Genomic DNA, 14,994 nt, shown 5'->3' with positions numbered 1-14,994 from the left:
CCTGACTTGAGTATAGGTCGCATTGATGCAACTACCCAATATAGGAACCCCGACAAGCATGAAGAAAGTGCTGATGGTTTTATTACTCGTTTTAGGGCTTGCCGGAGCAGGAGCAGGTTACTACTTGTTTGTGTGGAAACCAGAAAACGAAGTTATGGCACCTGAGCCAATGCCTGAAGAGGAAGAAGAAGCCCCGGTAATGGTTGAGGAAGAGGAAGCCCCTAAACCGGAAGTGACTGAATACTATGTCAGCCCGCCCAAGTTGGGTGTGCGAGAATACCCAGACTATGATGCGTTTGTTGAAAGTGTTTTATACCGTGGAGATAAGCTAACCATTCTGGAAAAGAAAGAAGGGTGGGGACGAATCTCGGTGTACTACGTCTACGAAGAAGGTGGGGATGAGGTGGCAGAGTGGGTTCCAATGGATGCATTGGTTGAAGAAAAGCCAGTTATCACTAAAGCAGAACGGACCAAAACCCTTATGGGGTACGTTGAAAATTCAGACGACTTCAAAATGTTTCAAGATAAGTTTATTGAGACTACAGGCCAGCTAATCGATGAAGGGACATGTTCGCCATTGGATTTTGAAGAGCTAGGTGGCTGGGTACGTTCAGTGCGCTACAGTGAACGTGACGTGTATTTCGTTTATTGCGGCGGAATGAAGCAAGCGAACAAAATATACTTGGATGTTCACTCGGGTGAGATATTCTATAAATAGTCTCGCCAGAAAGGATATCTCCATGGAACCAAGAGTCAGTATCATCACATTAGGGGTAGAAAGCCTCGAAGTTGCATTTAAGTTCTATTCAACGCTGGGGTTTGAAAGTTCCAAAACCCCAGAAGATGGCATCATTTTCTTTAAAACAGGTGGCGTTTGTTTAGCACTGTACCCAAATCAAGCGTTGGCGGACGATGTTTCGCCACACCTCTCTCCTAATCGAAGCCAGTTCTCTGGTGTAACGCTTGCCCACAATACTCGTAGTCAAGCTGAGGTAGATGAAATCTTAGCAATGGCGGAACGCGCTGGTGGAACGATTGTAAAACCAGCACAAGATGTATTTTGGGGCGGTTACAGTGGTTACTTCTCTGATCCCGATGGCCACCTGTGGGAAATCGCATATGGTGACTGTTGGGAGTTTAATGACGATGGCAGCCTTGTCATCGATTGATCAACAACGACAAAACCAAAGGATCGACATTGCCACACTGTATTATTGAACATTCTCCTTCTATTGATAGCAACGCTTTGAACCAATTGGTGTTTAAGGGGGCTATGGCTTCAAAACTATTCGCGCCCGACGGCAGTGATATTAAGGTTCGCAGCTTGGTTTATCAGAGCTATCAATCGGGTGGGCGTAAACAAGAGTTTGTTCATGTCTCGGCTAAGATACTCTCTGGGCGAAGCGAAGCGGATAAGTGTTTGCTCTCTCAATGTATCCTTAAGCAGCTGCTTGAGTTGGGTTTAGCGGATGCTTCGCTAACGGTTGAAGTGGTCGATATCGACAGAGCCAGTTACACGAAGCAAATCGTTTGATGATATAGAGCGAGGAGGCTGTAATGCCGATAGCCCATTGTACGGTTTCACCAAGTGTGGAGTTATCTGATTGTAACCTTAGCGGTTTTACTCGATGCTGGGCGGAGCTTGCGGGAACGAATGCAGACGAAATGACAATCAACTTTGTTCAAGCCGAAGCTCAATCCGGCAAGCCCTACGCGGTCGTTGCACAGTTAATTTTGCCTTCGCTCTGGTCAATATCATCGGTGAAGGCTATTCAACTTGGCTTGGCCAATACATTATCTGAGACTCTTGGTGTAAGCGTGGACCACATCATTGTTGTTACGTCTGTCATAGAATCCGGGCTAGTGGTGGAAAGTGGCAAACCAGTCGAGTGGTAGGGGGTGTATGAAATATCGATTTAACGTGTTTGGTAAACCAATGGTCGTTGTTCGTAAAGATGAGGCGTGGGAGCTGTACCTAGAATCAGATGTTGGGATGCGAACGAGAGTTTATGACGTCGCGATCCCTGCGGAATTATCTAGTGATGAATTAGGTCGTTATCTCGATGATATTTATCATGAAATGGCAACACAGCGTCATCCAACAGTCGAGCAATTGGGGCATGATTAACGGCTTAAGTAAAACGTCATAGAGATTCACGCTTAAAACATGCATAGTAAAGAAAAATGGAATTCTCTGAGGCATGTTTTGGATTTGAAAATTAGACACTTAGAACTGTCAGATAATCACGATTTAGCTGAGTTATACCGCTTTACATCTGTCACCGCTAACACATCGCAAAAACCTTTCTTAAGCTCCGACTACGTTGCGGGGTTATTCGACAACCCGAACAACTACACTTTAGTGGCTCAATGTGGCGATAAAGTGGTTGGCCACGTGACTCTTTTTATGTCTCACAAAGTGCGCGATAAGCATAGCGCAGGCTTGGCAATCGCGATTCATCCTGACTCTCACGGTAAAGGTATTGGCAAAGCGCTGATAAAAGAAATCATCAATCAAGCTGATAATTGGCTTAATCTAGTCCGTATAGAATTAGAAGTGCATGCTGACAACGAGGTGGCTAAAGCTCTGTATTTAGCGACTGGCTTTGAAGTTGAAGGGACTAAACGTTTAAGCACATTTAAAGCGGGTCGATATGTCGATATGTATTTAATGTCGAGAATTCGCCCCGATCATCTTTCGTAGTCTGTTCGTTATTTTTCTTTTTAGGTAAACCAGTATGGATATTAAAACCAAAGTACATAGTCAGAAAGTCTATTTCTGCGATGATGAAGAGTTAATCAACCAACAAACCCAATGTTTGGAAGTCCTCTATGACTTTAACCATACTCGGCCTAGTGAGGGAGACAAGCGCAACGAGATCATGCAAAAGCTATTCGCCGAGGTTGGAGAAAACTGCTATATCGAGCCTCCTCTTCAGGCGAACTGGGGGATCAATACGCATCTCGGTAACAACGTTTATGCCAATTTTAACCTAACTTTGGTGGACGATACCGATATCTATATCGGCGACTCAGTCATGATTGGGCCAAATGTAACCATAGCAACAGCGGGTCACCCAATTGACCCTGAGTTACGCCGAAAGGTGGCACAGTTCAACATCCCTGTGACGATTGGTAGTAATGTTTGGATTGGGGCAAATTCGGTAGTGTTACCAGGCATTACAATTGGTGAAAACACTGTGATTGGAGCTGGCAGTATTGTGACCAAAGATATTCCAGCTAATGTGGTAGCGGTTGGCAACCCGTGTCGAGTGCTCCGTGAGATCAGCGAACACGATAAAGAGTATTACTATAAAGATCGCCGCATTGAGTTATAGCGCTTGGTGCGTTGCTAATATGGGGAATAAACAATGGAATATTTAGAAACCGACTCCAGCCAAGTTCCAATGTCGTTGCTACTAGAAGCAGACCCTTCAGAGCAATCAATATTAAGTTACCTTGACGGTGGTTGGTGTTTTGTTGCGAAATCCAAGCAGCAGGTTATTGCGGCTTGCATTGTGAAGATGACTAGGCAAAACACCGCTGAAGTGTTTAATGTTTCTGTTTCTCCTGAGTTTCAAAAGCAAGGCGTTGGTAGTGTGTTGATGCAATTTACCTTGAGTCACCTTGCTAAGAAGGGAGTGCAGACAGTAGAGCTTGGTACTGGCACGTTTGGCTATCAGTTGACTTATTATCAACGATTAGGTTTTCGAGTTGGAACGGTAGTAAAAGATCATTTCTTGGATAACTACCCAGACCCTATTTACGAAAATGGTATCCAACATAAAGACATGTTGAGGCTGTATTTACATCTTGAACCTTGAACTGTAGGAGGAAGGCATGATTAGTTGCAGTGATTATGACTACATTGAGATTGTCTGTCTTTACCGCTATCCAATTCTCTTAACATGTCAATCCGGTGAGAAAATCGAGTGTGTTGCGCTGGATACAAAACGTAATCAAGAGAAGCAAGAATGCATCGAAGTTAATGAGTCTGGCTCAGTTCGATTGGTTGTACTGGATGATATTGTGAAACTGGATGTTTTAACCGATAACCCACATTTCAGTCAGGTGGTGTTTGGAGCACAGGGCTAAATGCCTGAAAGTAGCTAAACAATAAACAATAAACAATAAACAATAAACAATAAACAAATCAAAGAGCTAGGAACACTATGAGCAATGTATTCTCCAATTTACCCGGCAACTTACCTGAAGAAATATTTGAGGATCTTGTCGCGACAGATAACGTGAGAATCGAGCGCATATTATCTCACGGTCAAAGTTCTCCAGATTCGGGTTGGTACGATCAAGACGAAAATGAATGGGTTATCGTTTTGCAGGGTCAAGGCATCATTGAGTTTGAAGGTGGCCGAACAGTGACGCTTAATTCTGGTGACCATATCAATATTAAAGCTCGGGAAAAGCATAAAGTCGCTGGGACAGCGAAAGATGAAATTACAGTGTGGCTAGCAGTGTTCTACAAATAACAAGAACTCAAGACACATGCGCTACTTTGCTTGCTGCGTTAGACATGCCCGAACACAATTTACTGTTTTGCACGATCTAGGTGGCTTGGTACACTGAGCTTTTCCTTTAGTTGGCGAAGTAAACCGTGAAAATTCATAGAATTAACCCTTGTGAACGTTGGTGCGATGTCACCGTTTTTAATGGCATCGCTCATTTTGTAGAAGTGGCAGAATCCGATACCTCAGCAGGTATTGAGAGCCAAATTGAACAAATTTTTGAGCAAGCAGAGTCTATGCTTGAATTAGTCGATAGCGATAAATCTCGTATCCTTTCGGTTACCATTTACTTAACCGATTTTGCGAATTTTGATGCCTTGAATCGTGTGTGGGACAAATGGTTTCCTAAAGGCTGCGCACCAAGTCGAGCATGCGTAAAAGCCGAGCTTGTTAACCCAGACTTATTAGTGGAAATGGCGTTTGTGGCAGCGGCAGGAGAGAAGTACCTGTAACGCCAATTTAATAAGATTAATCCACATTTACCTAGTTTGAATGGTTTGCTAAGCTTGCGTCGCGGCTGCACATATCTCCCAGTCTTTTTAGAGAGTCTTTACTATGATTGTTGAAAATGTGCTTCCCAAGGATTACGCAGAAATGTTGAATGTTTGGGAAAACTCGGTCCGAGCCACTCATGACTTTATCACTGATGAAGATATTGAGTTTTTTAAACCTATCATTATTGAGCAGGCATTCCCTGCTGTAACGTTGAAGTGTGTCAGAGCTGAAAGCGGAAGCATTGTAGGTTTTGTGGGAGTCCACGAAGCTAAAATTGAAATGCTGTTTGTGCTTGATGAAATTCGCGGTCAAGGAGTGGGAAAAACGTTATTGCAACATGCGTTAGAGTCATTGAATGCAACGAAAGTTGATGTAAATGAGCAAAACCCTCAAGCGGTTGGTTTCTATCAGCATATGGGCTTTCACGTTGTTTCACGTTCACCCGTTGATGATATGGGAAAACCATTCCCAATTCTGCATATGGCTTTATAAGCTCGGTTAGTCGTTACCCAAACAGTTAGAAGAAATGCCCAAGGCTAATAACCTTGGGCATTTCCGTTTCTGGCTTTAAAAAACTCTTTGTTCAATACATAAAACATAGGTCTTCAACACATAAAACATAACTCTTTAATGCATAAAATTTAGTACAAATGGGTTAAAGAAACACTTATTCAAACAATAACCTACAGTTGATTGTTGTTTCAAACTCAGGCTATGGCAGTATGTTCTATAACCCATAGCCTATGCACTTATCTGCGCGAAACTTTCGAGGTGAGCGCTTACGGTAATGATAATAGCAACTTTTAGGAGATCAGGATGATTTACACTACCACTGAAACGATAGCGGGCGCCGAAATTGATATTGTGCTTGGCGTTGTTACTGGCAACGTTGTGCAGTCAAAGCATGTAGGTCGAGATATTATGGCGAACCTAAAAGGCATTGTCGGCGGAGAGCTCAAAGGTTACACAGAAATGTTAACAGAAGCCCGTAGCAAAGCAGTGGAAAGGTTGCTTGATGAGGCTAGGCAACTTGGCGCTAATGCGGTGGTTGGAGTGAGGTTCACGACAAGTGCGATCACCGATGGTGCCTCTGAAGTCATGGCCTATGGAACGGCGGTAAGGCTCAAGTAGCGTCATATACTCATCTGCGATAAAAGGGAAAAAATGGACATAACCTATTTAGCACAGCACCCCCATGAATGTGAAAAAATTGCCCGATGGTATTTCGATGAGTGGGGCTATACCGTTCCGAACATTACTATTGATAGAGTGTTGGAAAAAGTCACTCAAAAAGCACAAAACGTAGAGGCCTTTCCCTTAGCACTGGTCGCGCATGATGATCAGCAGCTAGTCGCGGTTGCTGAACTCAAAATTCGTGAACATGTCGATTACCCAGAGTATGAACATTGGCTGGGAGGTGTCTATGTTGCCGAGCAAGGTAGAGGTAAGGGGTATGCCGCCGCATTGATTGAAAAAGCCAAGCAGCATGTCCGCCAACTCGGCATTGAGCGTTTGTATCTTCAATGCGAGCAGCACAACATCGATTTATACAAAAAATACGGTTTCACGATACTCCACAATGCAATACATAACGGAGTCGAGACTCAAATTATGGTTTGGTTGGTATCGGACGACTAATAAGAGTAGAGAGAAACTATGCGTCAGCAATATCATTTTCGCCCATCAGAGTTGGGGCTTCAGTCTTGGGATGTCTTCCGTCTTATTGAGCTGTCCAAAAGCTTACCAGTAACAGAAATAGCCCTTGATGAAATAACCGAATTGGATCAAGAGTTCTGGTATGAACTGGGTGGCGCTAAACCAACGTGTAGAAACATTGCAGAACATGCTGCGCTGATCCAAAACGCGGATTTGTCGTATCCGATAATCCTATGCCATCAGGGAAGAGTGATGGATGGAATGCACCGTGTATGTAAAGCTGTGATGCTAGGGAGTGAGACGATTAAAGCAGTTCGTTTCACTCAGCCAGTTGAGCCAGATTATGTTGGTGTTTCAGCTGACGAGTTACCGTACTAGCACAATTGCCAGGCAAGGAGGAACAATGGCAAAAGTATACCTGTTCGATTGGGGCAACACTCTAATGGTGGATTTTCCGCTCCCAGGGAAAATGTGCGATTGGCCCAAGGTGGAAGCGGTAGATGGCGCTGACCAAATGTTGTCTGAGTTATCGAAAACCAATCAGGTGTTTATCGCGACCAGCGCGGTGGAATCGAGCGAACAAGATATTCAACGTGCTTTTGAACGTGTTGGATTGTCTGAGTATATTGCTGGTTATTTTTGTAAGCAGAACCTTGGCATCTTGAAGGGTTCAGCTGAATTTTATCGAGCGATTGTCGAGAGACTAAACGTAGAAGCTAACCAAGTGATAATGGTTGGGGATACCTTGGAAAAAGATATTACGCCTGCTATTGAAGCGGGTATTTCTGCGATTTGGTTTAACCCTAGCTCAAGTGACTCTTCACTACCTCACTATGCAGAGACCTACAATCTTGAAAGCAAAGGCGCTTATCAGGTTCATCATTTGATGGAATTGCTTCCTGACCTCAATGAGGCTAAGTCATGATCACGATTAGACCTTACCAGCCCTCCGATGCTCCAGCTTTGTGGCAGCTTTTTTATCAGACTGTTCGAGAAGTTAACAGACAAGATTACACCGATAAGCAGGTGGAGGCATGGGCTCCTGATGGGTTTGAACCTGCAGTTTGGCAAAAGAAAATGGATGCGCTGCAGCCGTTTGTTGCAGAGTTAGATGATGTCATTGTCGGATACACTGACCTGCAAGACTGCGGTTTGATCGACCACTTCTTTTGCCATCACCAGTACCAAGGTATCGGTATTGGTAAAGCGTTGATGAATCATGTTTTTGAACAGGCTGAAATTCGAGGAATAGAACGGCTGTACTCTGAAGTTAGCCTCACTGCCAAGCCCTTTTATTTGCGGCTAGGGTTCTCAGTAGTCCGAGAGCAAATAATTGAAGTAAGAGGGCAGCGCCTGACCAACTTCGTTATGGAAAAGCGAGGATGCTCTGAGGTAAAAGGTTAAATGGACATCAAAGTACACTCGGATATATGGCGCCAATACTATCAAAAGGCATTAACTCGTAAACATTCTCCGAGAACTGAGAAAGCAATTTCGTTACGTGAAACGGTTTCTAATGTAGCGCTAGATTGTGGTTGTGGAACAGGAAGTGATATTGCTTATTTGGTCGAACAAGGCTTACAAGTCCATGGTTTTGATTGTAACCAAGATGCAGTAGCGCTTTGTCGAGAGCGATTCAATCAAAGTGCGTTAGTCGACATCACCCAAGCTACTTTTGAAGACTATGACTACCCGAATGCTGGGCTTATCTTAGCGCACTCGAGTTTATATTTTGCAGACCCAAGTCGATTTGAAAAAACGTGGCAGAAATTAGTAGCAAGCCTTGAAGTTGGAGGCGTGTTTTCTGGTGATTTTATGGGGGGCGAGGATAGCTGAGCATCCCATTATCGAACACCTACTACCCCTTTGACGGAGCAACAAGTATTGAGCCTTTTTGACCGTTTTGAAATTGCCTCGTTTAACCAACGCAACGAGATTGGCACCACCGCTATTGGCAAGCAAAAACGTTGGCATACGTTTTCGGTGATGGCAATCAAGCGTCGTTAAATCCTCTTATATATTTGGTAGTGTCCCTTTTAGCTTCAGCAAAATCTGGTAAGCACTTTGTCCTGATAGTGAATATGGGTCAAATTCTGTGGTTCCGGAAAACTGTAGATTTAATGGTGCGGTAAGGCTTGAGCTCGGAACGTAACCCATCGACCAATCAGCGAAGTCGCGAGCACTTATCTCGCTGTATTCCAAGATAATGGCATTGTGATGCCGTTCGTCATTGAGGATCTTGTGGTAAGTAGCATTTACTCTATCTCTCGTTCCTTCAATACTTTGTAAAAAGAAATTCCGATTGAAGCATAACATTCCGGTGATGTTGTTTTTTTCATTGTTTTTGCGCGCGATCTGAAGGATGTCTTCTAAGCTCGAAAGGGCAAACTGATTGGTAATTTTACTCACATAGATAAGTCGGACTAAGCTCATTGTGCTCTCCAATTCAAAACTCCTTAATTAAATATAAAACAAGTTTCCTAATTTTCTATTTGGCAGTCTAAATTAGGGCTCTTTTCAAAAGTTCGCTATTTACAAGAATAAATGGTGTTGAGTTCACGTTTGTAGGATTTCACCTTGCGGTGTCATCAAATAAGCAGTGATAGTGGGTTTGTTAACGAAAGGCCGAGATCAGCGAACAATCGCCGGTGGCATAAACACAAAACAGGGAGGAGTGATGAGTAAACTATCTGGAAGCTGCTGTTGTGGAGCGGTGAGTTTTGAAGTGGAAGATGATTTTAAACGATTCTTCTTCTGCCATTGCGATCAATGTCGGAAGCTCACAGGGTCGGCTCATGCATCGAATTTGTTTACCTTGCCAGACAACATTACGTGGAAAACTGGGCAAAGTTTGTTGCAGAGATATGAGCACCCAGAAAGGGCATTTGCTCGAGCGTTTTGTTCTCAATGTGGTTCTGGGATGCCGTATGTGAATAAAAGCGGTAAGTTTTTGATTGTACCTGCTGGGAGCTTAGATCAAGAGCCGTCGAAAACGCCAGATGCCCAAATTTTCTGTACTGAGCAAGCGGATTGGCACAAAGCGGGTTTAAGCGTAGAGAAACTGCCGGGCTTCCCTCAGTAGAGAGCCCTGAACGTTCAGGGGAGCCAATTCTCCCCTGACTGGAGCATCTATTGTTGCTTGAGCTCTGCTTTGAAGTAATCAATACACAGTGATTGAGCAGCTGGATTGATTACTACACTCTCTTTTTCGCGCAGTGATAGGTAAAGCTCAATGCTTTTCTCAAAAGCGTCGATGAGTGATTGTTTTTCCGGTTGAGCAACGGTGAGCTTAAGCTGCTCGGAAAACTCTGGTAGGCGCGTTTCAATTTTTCTGACCCCAGACGGCGTAAGTTGTTGTTGCTTTAACGCTAGTGGTGACAAAACAACGCTGCGCAAAAACGAGAGAAACTCCATCGCTTCAAAGTATTCACCACGAGCGATTTTAGCGGCGCCGTAATGCAGCCAAATCCAGAATCGGTCTTCAATCCATTGTGGGTCGGGTTGTGGGTACTGGTGGGTTGAGCTTTCAAATATCTGCGACAACTGCCGTTCTCTTTCCCATAGCACTTGAGTATCGTCGACTCGTGTTGCAGCATCGGGTAAGGCAACGAACTTGTAGTCCACGTGGATTGAATGTGGAGCGTAAAGCGCGATGACTAGCCTTGGCTCACCAACGTGTTCACCAGTAAATGAAGCGACTTTCCCGTCGATTTGGTCGATGATTTCAAAGCGTTCGCCCATAATGGCTTCAAAGTGGCTTGGCTCAACGGCAATGACTAAGTCGAGGTCACTGTATTTGTCCATGGCGTCGGAAGCATAAGAGCCACTCGCCCCGATACCGACAATGCGAGTGTCACGCGACAATGTGTCGATAATTTGAGTGAGAAGCGCTTTATGAGCTTCTGGAAGAGTTGCTGGGTATTGGATAGCGGGATAAATCATATTTTACCTTTATATCGAATTCGATGATGAAAACTGCATGGTGCAGTTAGTGCGGTAAAATTAACGCAGCATTACAATATGACGGATCTATCCGTGAATTTCAATTAAAGGAGAAACAATCATGAATAAGGATGTTCAAGATAGATTCGACCAGCTACCACCACAAGGGCGAAGTAGGGCAAAAGAGTTACGACGTCTTATTAGCTCTATTGCTGAGCAAAACCATCTGGGGCCGATAGAAGAGTCTCTTAAATGGGGTGAGATTAGCTTTTCAGTCGCGGGAGGTAGTCCGATACGAATGGATTGCAAAGTGTCTTCACCAGAAAGTTTTTTTGTTTATTTTCATTGTCAGACTAAGCTTGTGGACACATTCCGAGAACTGTACCCCAACTTGTGTACTTATCACGGCAATAGAGCTCTTGAGTTCCACTCTTCTGAACCACTTTCTAGCACTGAACTCAGCCACTGTATTGAGCTTGCCCTGACGTATCACAAGCGTAAATATCTGCCGATGTTAGGCGCTTAATATCCGGCCTTAGCCTCAAAACAGAAAAGTGACCAAGATTCAGCAATCAATTTAGAAAGTTGGCATTCTATTATTCGCTGGTACATTGAGTATTGCTTGGCAGTTTATAGAGCAATGAAGCTCTACGGACGCCACTGACTATTGCTTACAAGGAAAGAACACTATGGAATACCCAATTCAAGGTGCTTGCCAATGTGGGCAGGTGAGCTACCAGCTAAAAGCTGAACCGAAAATGGTCATCGCTTGTCATTGTACGGAGTGTCAAAAGCTGGCAACCAGCCCATACAGTGTGACGGCCATTGTGGCCACAGACAGTATTGAGTTCACTGGGGAGCTAAAAGAGTGGCAGAGAATGGCTGAAAGCGGTAACAAGAACTGCGCAGCATTCTGTCCTGAGTGTGGAAATAGAGTCTATCATTACAACCCAGATGATATGTCTACCCTCAAATTAAAGCTCAAGCCCGTTCATTTGGAAGATGCCAGCCTGTTTGAACCACAAGCTCATGTATGGGTCAGTGAAAAGTTAAGCTGGGTAGATATTCCTGAAGGGGTAAAAACCTTTCCTAAACAGCCATAGCCTAACCATTCAATCTAGTCATATTTAAGGTGCGTCTCTGCCTAATAGAGGCGCACTATTTTTCTGTTGGCAGGGAGCCATAATGACCAGCAAAGTTTTTTGGGTTAACCCTTATCAAACCGAATTATCCTCGATTGTCTCATCGGTCGAAGGCTGCGATATCACCTTGCAAGAAACCATTTTCTACGCTGAATCTGGAGGGCAGGAAAGTGATGCCGGGACAATTGGTGGTATTTCAGTGGTGAAAGCGACGAAGCAAGGCAAACAAATCGTTTATACCTTGGCAGAGCGTCCTCGTTTTGACGTCGGTGATCAAGTAGAAACCAACATTGATTGGCCTAGGCGCTATGCATTAATGAAGCTTCATTTTGCTGCTGAGGTTGTTCTCGAGATCTTTACCCAGAACTACCCACAAATAGACAAAGTGGGAGCGCATATTTCAGCGGATAAAAGCAGGATTGATTTTGTTTGGCCGGAAAACATCAACACACTTTTACCGGATATTCAGGAACAAGCGCAGGCGATAATTGACGGCAATGCCAATATCGAAAGCGCATTTTCTGACGTCAGCAGTGAGCGTCGCTACTGGCAAGTCAATGGTTTCGCCAAAGTCCCTTGTGGTGGTACTCACTTAAAGCGCACTGGGGAAGTTGGGGCAATAAAACTGAAGCGTAAAAACGTAGGGAAAGGCAAAGAGCGAGTAGAAATTACGCTGGCCTAACAAGTGATTCGCGAGCATCGAGAGCAAAGGAGTAGAGCATGATTAAGCAAGTCGGTAACACAGAAATACGATTGAAACATAAAGCGACGTGTCACTGTGGTTCAGTGGAGTTAGAGCTTACTTTACCTAATGGGATAGAGAAACCACGTCGATGTGACTGCTCGATTTGCAGAAGAAAGGGTGCCATCGTGGCGTCGGTAGATCTAGACGGTATTAAAATCCTAAAAGGTAGCGATGCCTTAAAGCTATATCAATTTAACACCAATACAGCGAAGCACTATTTCTGTTCAAACTGTGGTATTTATACTCATCATCAACGCCGCTCTCAGCCAAATGAATATGGCTTTAATGTTGGCTGTTTGGAAGGCGTTAACCCTTTTGAACTCGGTGACGTCGTCACCAATGATGGTGTAAACCATCCAGCGGATCGAAAGTAGAAGGAATCATAGTGGATAAAGTTGTCATAATAACAGGTGGGAGCCGCGGCATAGGTGCGGCGACATCTAAGCTCCTTGCCCGTCAGGGTTATGCGGTGTGCATCAACTATCGTCAAAGCCAACAGCCTGCTTTGGCTCTGGTTGATGAAATCAAACGCTCAGGTGGTGAAGCATTTGCCTTCCAAGCGGATGTTTCTAATGAACAACAAGTGCACGCGATGTTCGAGGAAGTGAATCGACGTTACGGCGTAGTCTCGCACCTAGTGAATAATGCAGGGCGGTTGTTTACTCAGTCTCGTCTTGCTGACATCAGCGCTGAACGCTTTAACCAAATCATGCAAACCAATGTATTGAGTTGCTTCCTTTGCTGTAAAGCTTTTATCAATCAAACGGGCACCAAGCGTGCCATAGTAAATGTTTCGTCGGCCGCAAGTCGTACTGGTGCGCCGTTTGAATACGTGGACTATGCGGCCTCAAAAGGCGCGATGGATTCATTGACCAAAGGGCTGTCTCTCGAGCTAGCAGCGGACAATATTCGTGTTAATGGAGTAAGGCCAGGCTTTATCCATACCGACATGCACGCCGATGGAGGAGAACCCAACCGCGTAGAGCGCTTGGCTGAAAATATTCCTTTAAAGAGAGGTGGAACTCCGGAAGAAGTTGCAGAATCTATCGCGTGGCTGTTGTCAGAACAAGCCTCCTACGTAACGGGGTCTTTCATTGATATCGCAGGTGGTCGTTAATGGAGCTTGTTGTACCGAATAAGGATTGGCAACAAGCGTTTAGCCGTTTCTATCTTGACTTCGCTCGCTTAGACCCTGATAACGCAGATTATTATCGGCAAGGTCTGGATGACTTCCAACAGTATGTTCAGCGGTTATGTGACGAAGCGAATGGTGTCAACTTACGCCACGGCTATGTGCCTTGCAGTCATTTTTGGCTGACCAACGAGCAGCAAATCCTTGGTGCTATCCGAATTCGCCATAACATTGATAATGAATTTCTGGCACAAGAAGCAGGGCATATTGGTTACGATGTTGCGCCTTCTTATCGTCGCAAAGGGTATGGCAAAACCATGTTGGGCTTAGTGTTAGCACAAGCAAAAGCACTAGGACTAGAGCGAGTACTGATTACTGCTGATGAAGGCAATGTGGCGAGCAGAAGAGTCATTGAAGCCAATGGCGGCGTATTTGAGAATGTTGTCACGGGTAAAGTGTTTGCCGGACCTTTGGCAAGGTACTGGATTCAACTATAGAACCCAGTACTTGATTTTGAAGGTTTGATCTAACAACCTTCTTCAACCGCGAGAGTTTTAGGTTCAAGCTTAACCAGTTCTCCAAGCGTTGGGTACTGAGTTTCTAGCTCTGGTTTAGACATTTGATAGTCGTCATATACCTTAGACGATAGTTTCCCAGACCCATATCGGTAGTGGAAATTAGCGGTATAGTAAGTGTTCGCTTCACTCTGTTCTGGAATCGTAAATGCCAACACATTCCCGCCTTGATAACATATTGAGAACTTTTCACGTTCGCCTTTACTGGTGGCTGGTTTTACATCAAGGATTGCGACGAGTTGCCCAGGTTGTGCTTCAAACACGCCAAAATCACCATTTGGTTGGTCATCGTAAATCAATTTTTCTGGGACAAAATGACCGTCCTTTTCATATCCACTATAAACCCCAAGCTGAAAGTTATTCGGGAACACTTTCATCGCTACTGTCGGCATATTGGTCGGAGTATATTGTTGGGAAAGTTGTCCAAAGGGCTCGGTAGCACAACCTGCGAGGACGAATGCAGAACTGAGAGTAATAAGGCTTCTTAACATGATGGTTCCATCCAAAGAGTAGAGTAATAAAAAAGGCCTAATGCTGAGCATTCTTGTTTGATAGGAGTGAAGTCTCAATTGGGACTTGGTCCGATAGTAAGGGCTAAAAGTATTGCTCTTGAAAATGCAAAGGCGAGTTATTATTTTTCATTCGAATCCTATTCGCACTGAGTTTCAAAATGTTCTTCGAGAGACTTCACACCATTATGCAGGGGAAAAAAACGTAAGTGGATTTTCTGGTGAGTCGATGAATTTTAAGCGAAAACTCAGACTTGAACACTTTGAGTCCATCG

27 protein-coding genes and 1 pseudogene are annotated in these 14,994 nt (G+C 44.3%); 25 read left to right on the top strand and 3 right to left on the bottom strand.

The window, feature by feature from the left end; genetic code table 11:
• Positions 1 to 58 precede the first annotated feature (58 nt).
• From ACXABW_RS18890 to ACXABW_RS18805, 18 genes and pseudogenes are all read left to right on the top strand, one after another.
• A complete protein-coding gene (locus tag ACXABW_RS18890) occupies positions 59 to 718 on the top strand; it encodes a hypothetical protein (protein ID WP_457526971.1) in 660 nt (219 codons plus the stop codon).
• Between the two features lie 22 nt (positions 719 to 740).
• Entirely contained in the window at positions 741 to 1,169 is a 429-nt protein-coding gene (locus ACXABW_RS18885) for a VOC family protein (RefSeq protein WP_457526969.1), read from the top strand.
• Between the two features lie 29 nt (positions 1,170 to 1,198).
• Entirely contained in the window at positions 1,199 to 1,534 is a 336-nt protein-coding gene (locus ACXABW_RS18880; RefSeq protein WP_457526967.1) for a 5-carboxymethyl-2-hydroxymuconate Delta-isomerase, read from the top strand.
• 23 nt (positions 1,535 to 1,557) lie between these two features.
• Complete coding sequence (locus ACXABW_RS18875; protein ID WP_457526966.1) at positions 1,558 to 1,896, top strand: hypothetical protein; 339 nt, start codon at positions 1,558 to 1,560, stop codon at positions 1,894 to 1,896.
• 7 nt (positions 1,897 to 1,903) lie between these two features.
• Positions 1,904 to 2,128, top strand: a complete 225-nt coding sequence (locus ACXABW_RS18870; protein ID WP_457526964.1) for a DUF7661 family protein — start codon at positions 1,904 to 1,906, stop codon at positions 2,126 to 2,128.
• A 78-nt stretch (positions 2,129 to 2,206) separates the two neighbouring features.
• A complete protein-coding gene (locus ACXABW_RS18865; RefSeq protein ID WP_457526962.1) occupies positions 2,207 to 2,704 on the top strand; it encodes a GNAT family N-acetyltransferase in 498 nt (165 codons plus the stop codon).
• 34 nt (positions 2,705 to 2,738) lie between these two features.
• Entirely contained in the window at positions 2,739 to 3,338 is a 600-nt protein-coding gene (locus ACXABW_RS18860; protein ID WP_457526960.1) for a sugar O-acetyltransferase, read from the top strand.
• Positions 3,339 to 3,371: 33 nt separating this feature from the next.
• Entirely contained in the window at positions 3,372 to 3,824 is a 453-nt protein-coding gene (locus tag ACXABW_RS18855) for a GNAT family N-acetyltransferase (RefSeq protein ID WP_457526958.1), read from the top strand.
• A 16-nt stretch (positions 3,825 to 3,840) separates the two neighbouring features.
• Complete coding sequence (locus ACXABW_RS18850; RefSeq protein WP_457526956.1) at positions 3,841 to 4,095, top strand: Rho-binding antiterminator; 255 nt, start codon at positions 3,841 to 3,843, stop codon at positions 4,093 to 4,095.
• Positions 4,096 to 4,172: 77 nt separating this feature from the next.
• Positions 4,173 to 4,487, top strand: a complete 315-nt coding sequence (locus tag ACXABW_RS18845) for a cupin domain-containing protein (protein ID WP_457526954.1) — start codon at positions 4,173 to 4,175, stop codon at positions 4,485 to 4,487.
• Positions 4,488 to 4,612: 125 nt separating this feature from the next.
• Positions 4,613 to 4,975, top strand: coding sequence for a RidA family protein (locus tag ACXABW_RS18840; RefSeq protein ID WP_457526952.1), 363 nt, complete (start codon positions 4,613 to 4,615; stop codon positions 4,973 to 4,975).
• Positions 4,976 to 5,078: 103 nt separating this feature from the next.
• A complete protein-coding gene (locus tag ACXABW_RS18835) occupies positions 5,079 to 5,510 on the top strand; it encodes a GNAT family N-acetyltransferase (protein WP_265686998.1) in 432 nt (143 codons plus the stop codon).
• 324 nt (positions 5,511 to 5,834) lie between these two features.
• Positions 5,835 to 6,149 (top strand): heavy metal-binding domain-containing protein, encoded by a 315-nt coding sequence (locus ACXABW_RS18830; RefSeq protein WP_252031696.1) that lies wholly within the window; start codon positions 5,835 to 5,837, stop codon positions 6,147 to 6,149.
• 33 nt (positions 6,150 to 6,182) lie between these two features.
• Complete coding sequence (locus tag ACXABW_RS18825; RefSeq protein WP_457526950.1) at positions 6,183 to 6,656, top strand: GNAT family N-acetyltransferase; 474 nt, start codon at positions 6,183 to 6,185, stop codon at positions 6,654 to 6,656.
• Positions 6,657 to 6,674: 18 nt separating this feature from the next.
• A complete protein-coding gene (locus ACXABW_RS18820) occupies positions 6,675 to 7,052 on the top strand; it encodes a hypothetical protein (protein WP_457526948.1) in 378 nt (125 codons plus the stop codon).
• A 25-nt stretch (positions 7,053 to 7,077) separates the two neighbouring features.
• Positions 7,078 to 7,599 (top strand): HAD family hydrolase, encoded by a 522-nt coding sequence (locus tag ACXABW_RS18815; protein ID WP_457526946.1) that lies wholly within the window; start codon positions 7,078 to 7,080, stop codon positions 7,597 to 7,599.
• On the top strand, positions 7,596 to 8,078 hold the full coding sequence (locus ACXABW_RS18810) for a GNAT family N-acetyltransferase (RefSeq protein ID WP_265687002.1): 483 nt from the start codon (positions 7,596 to 7,598) through the stop codon (positions 8,076 to 8,078). The genes ACXABW_RS18815 and ACXABW_RS18810 overlap by 4 nt, the downstream gene beginning before the upstream one ends.
• 6 nt (positions 8,079 to 8,084) lie before the next feature.
• Positions 8,085 to 8,681 (top strand): annotated as a pseudogene (locus tag ACXABW_RS18805) (class I SAM-dependent methyltransferase).
• A gap of 6 nt (positions 8,682 to 8,687) precedes the next feature.
• Here the strand turns inward: ACXABW_RS18805 and ACXABW_RS18800 are convergent.
• Positions 8,688 to 9,107 (bottom strand): BLUF domain-containing protein, encoded by a 420-nt coding sequence (locus tag ACXABW_RS18800; protein WP_457526944.1) that lies wholly within the window; start codon positions 9,105 to 9,107, stop codon positions 8,688 to 8,690.
• A 244-nt stretch (positions 9,108 to 9,351) separates the two neighbouring features.
• On the opposite strand from ACXABW_RS18800, the gene ACXABW_RS18795 reads away from it, so the two are divergent.
• Positions 9,352 to 9,756 carry a GFA family protein gene (locus ACXABW_RS18795; protein ID WP_457526942.1) on the top strand — a complete coding sequence of 135 codons (405 nt, stop codon included), beginning with the start codon at positions 9,352 to 9,354 and terminating at the stop codon, positions 9,754 to 9,756.
• Between the two features lie 47 nt (positions 9,757 to 9,803).
• Here the strand turns inward: ACXABW_RS18795 and ACXABW_RS18790 are convergent, their stop codons facing one another.
• Complete coding sequence (locus ACXABW_RS18790; protein ID WP_457527145.1) at positions 9,804 to 10,601, bottom strand: nucleotidyltransferase domain-containing protein; 798 nt, start codon at positions 10,599 to 10,601, stop codon at positions 9,804 to 9,806.
• A 136-nt stretch (positions 10,602 to 10,737) separates the two neighbouring features.
• Between ACXABW_RS18790 and ACXABW_RS18785 the strand changes: the two genes are divergently transcribed.
• From ACXABW_RS18785 to ACXABW_RS18760, 6 genes are all read left to right on the top strand, one after another.
• Positions 10,738 to 11,142: a DUF1801 domain-containing protein gene (locus ACXABW_RS18785; protein WP_457526940.1), complete on the top strand. Its 405-nt coding sequence runs from the start codon at positions 10,738 to 10,740 to the stop codon at positions 11,140 to 11,142.
• 163 nt (positions 11,143 to 11,305) lie between these two features.
• Positions 11,306 to 11,719: a GFA family protein gene (locus ACXABW_RS18780; RefSeq protein ID WP_252031675.1), complete on the top strand. Its 414-nt coding sequence runs from the start codon at positions 11,306 to 11,308 to the stop codon at positions 11,717 to 11,719.
• A gap of 82 nt (positions 11,720 to 11,801) precedes the next feature.
• Positions 11,802 to 12,440 (top strand): alanine--tRNA ligase-related protein, encoded by a 639-nt coding sequence (locus ACXABW_RS18775; protein WP_457526938.1) that lies wholly within the window; start codon positions 11,802 to 11,804, stop codon positions 12,438 to 12,440.
• Between the two features lie 41 nt (positions 12,441 to 12,481).
• On the top strand, positions 12,482 to 12,877 hold the full coding sequence (locus ACXABW_RS18770) for a GFA family protein (protein WP_252034111.1): 396 nt from the start codon (positions 12,482 to 12,484) through the stop codon (positions 12,875 to 12,877).
• A gap of 11 nt (positions 12,878 to 12,888) precedes the next feature.
• Positions 12,889 to 13,620 carry an SDR family oxidoreductase gene (locus ACXABW_RS18765; RefSeq protein ID WP_457526936.1) on the top strand — a complete coding sequence of 244 codons (732 nt, stop codon included), beginning with the start codon at positions 12,889 to 12,891 and terminating at the stop codon, positions 13,618 to 13,620.
• The gene (locus ACXABW_RS18760; RefSeq protein ID WP_457526934.1) at positions 13,620 to 14,132 is read left to right on the top strand and encodes a GNAT family N-acetyltransferase; all 513 of its coding nucleotides are present in this window, start codon (positions 13,620 to 13,622) and stop codon (positions 14,130 to 14,132) included. The genes ACXABW_RS18765 and ACXABW_RS18760 overlap by 1 nt, the downstream gene beginning before the upstream one ends.
• Positions 14,133 to 14,161: 29 nt before the next feature.
• Here the strand turns inward: ACXABW_RS18760 and ACXABW_RS18755 are convergent, their stop codons facing one another.
• On the bottom strand, positions 14,162 to 14,701 hold the full coding sequence (locus ACXABW_RS18755) for a hypothetical protein (RefSeq protein WP_457526932.1): 540 nt from the start codon (positions 14,699 to 14,701) through the stop codon (positions 14,162 to 14,164).
• Positions 14,702 to 14,994 lie beyond the last annotated feature (293 nt).

It is taken from the genome of Vibrio paucivorans, assembly GCF_054053395.1.
Note: the sequence above shows the minus strand (reverse complement) of the source record. Positions and strands in the feature narration are given on the sequence as shown.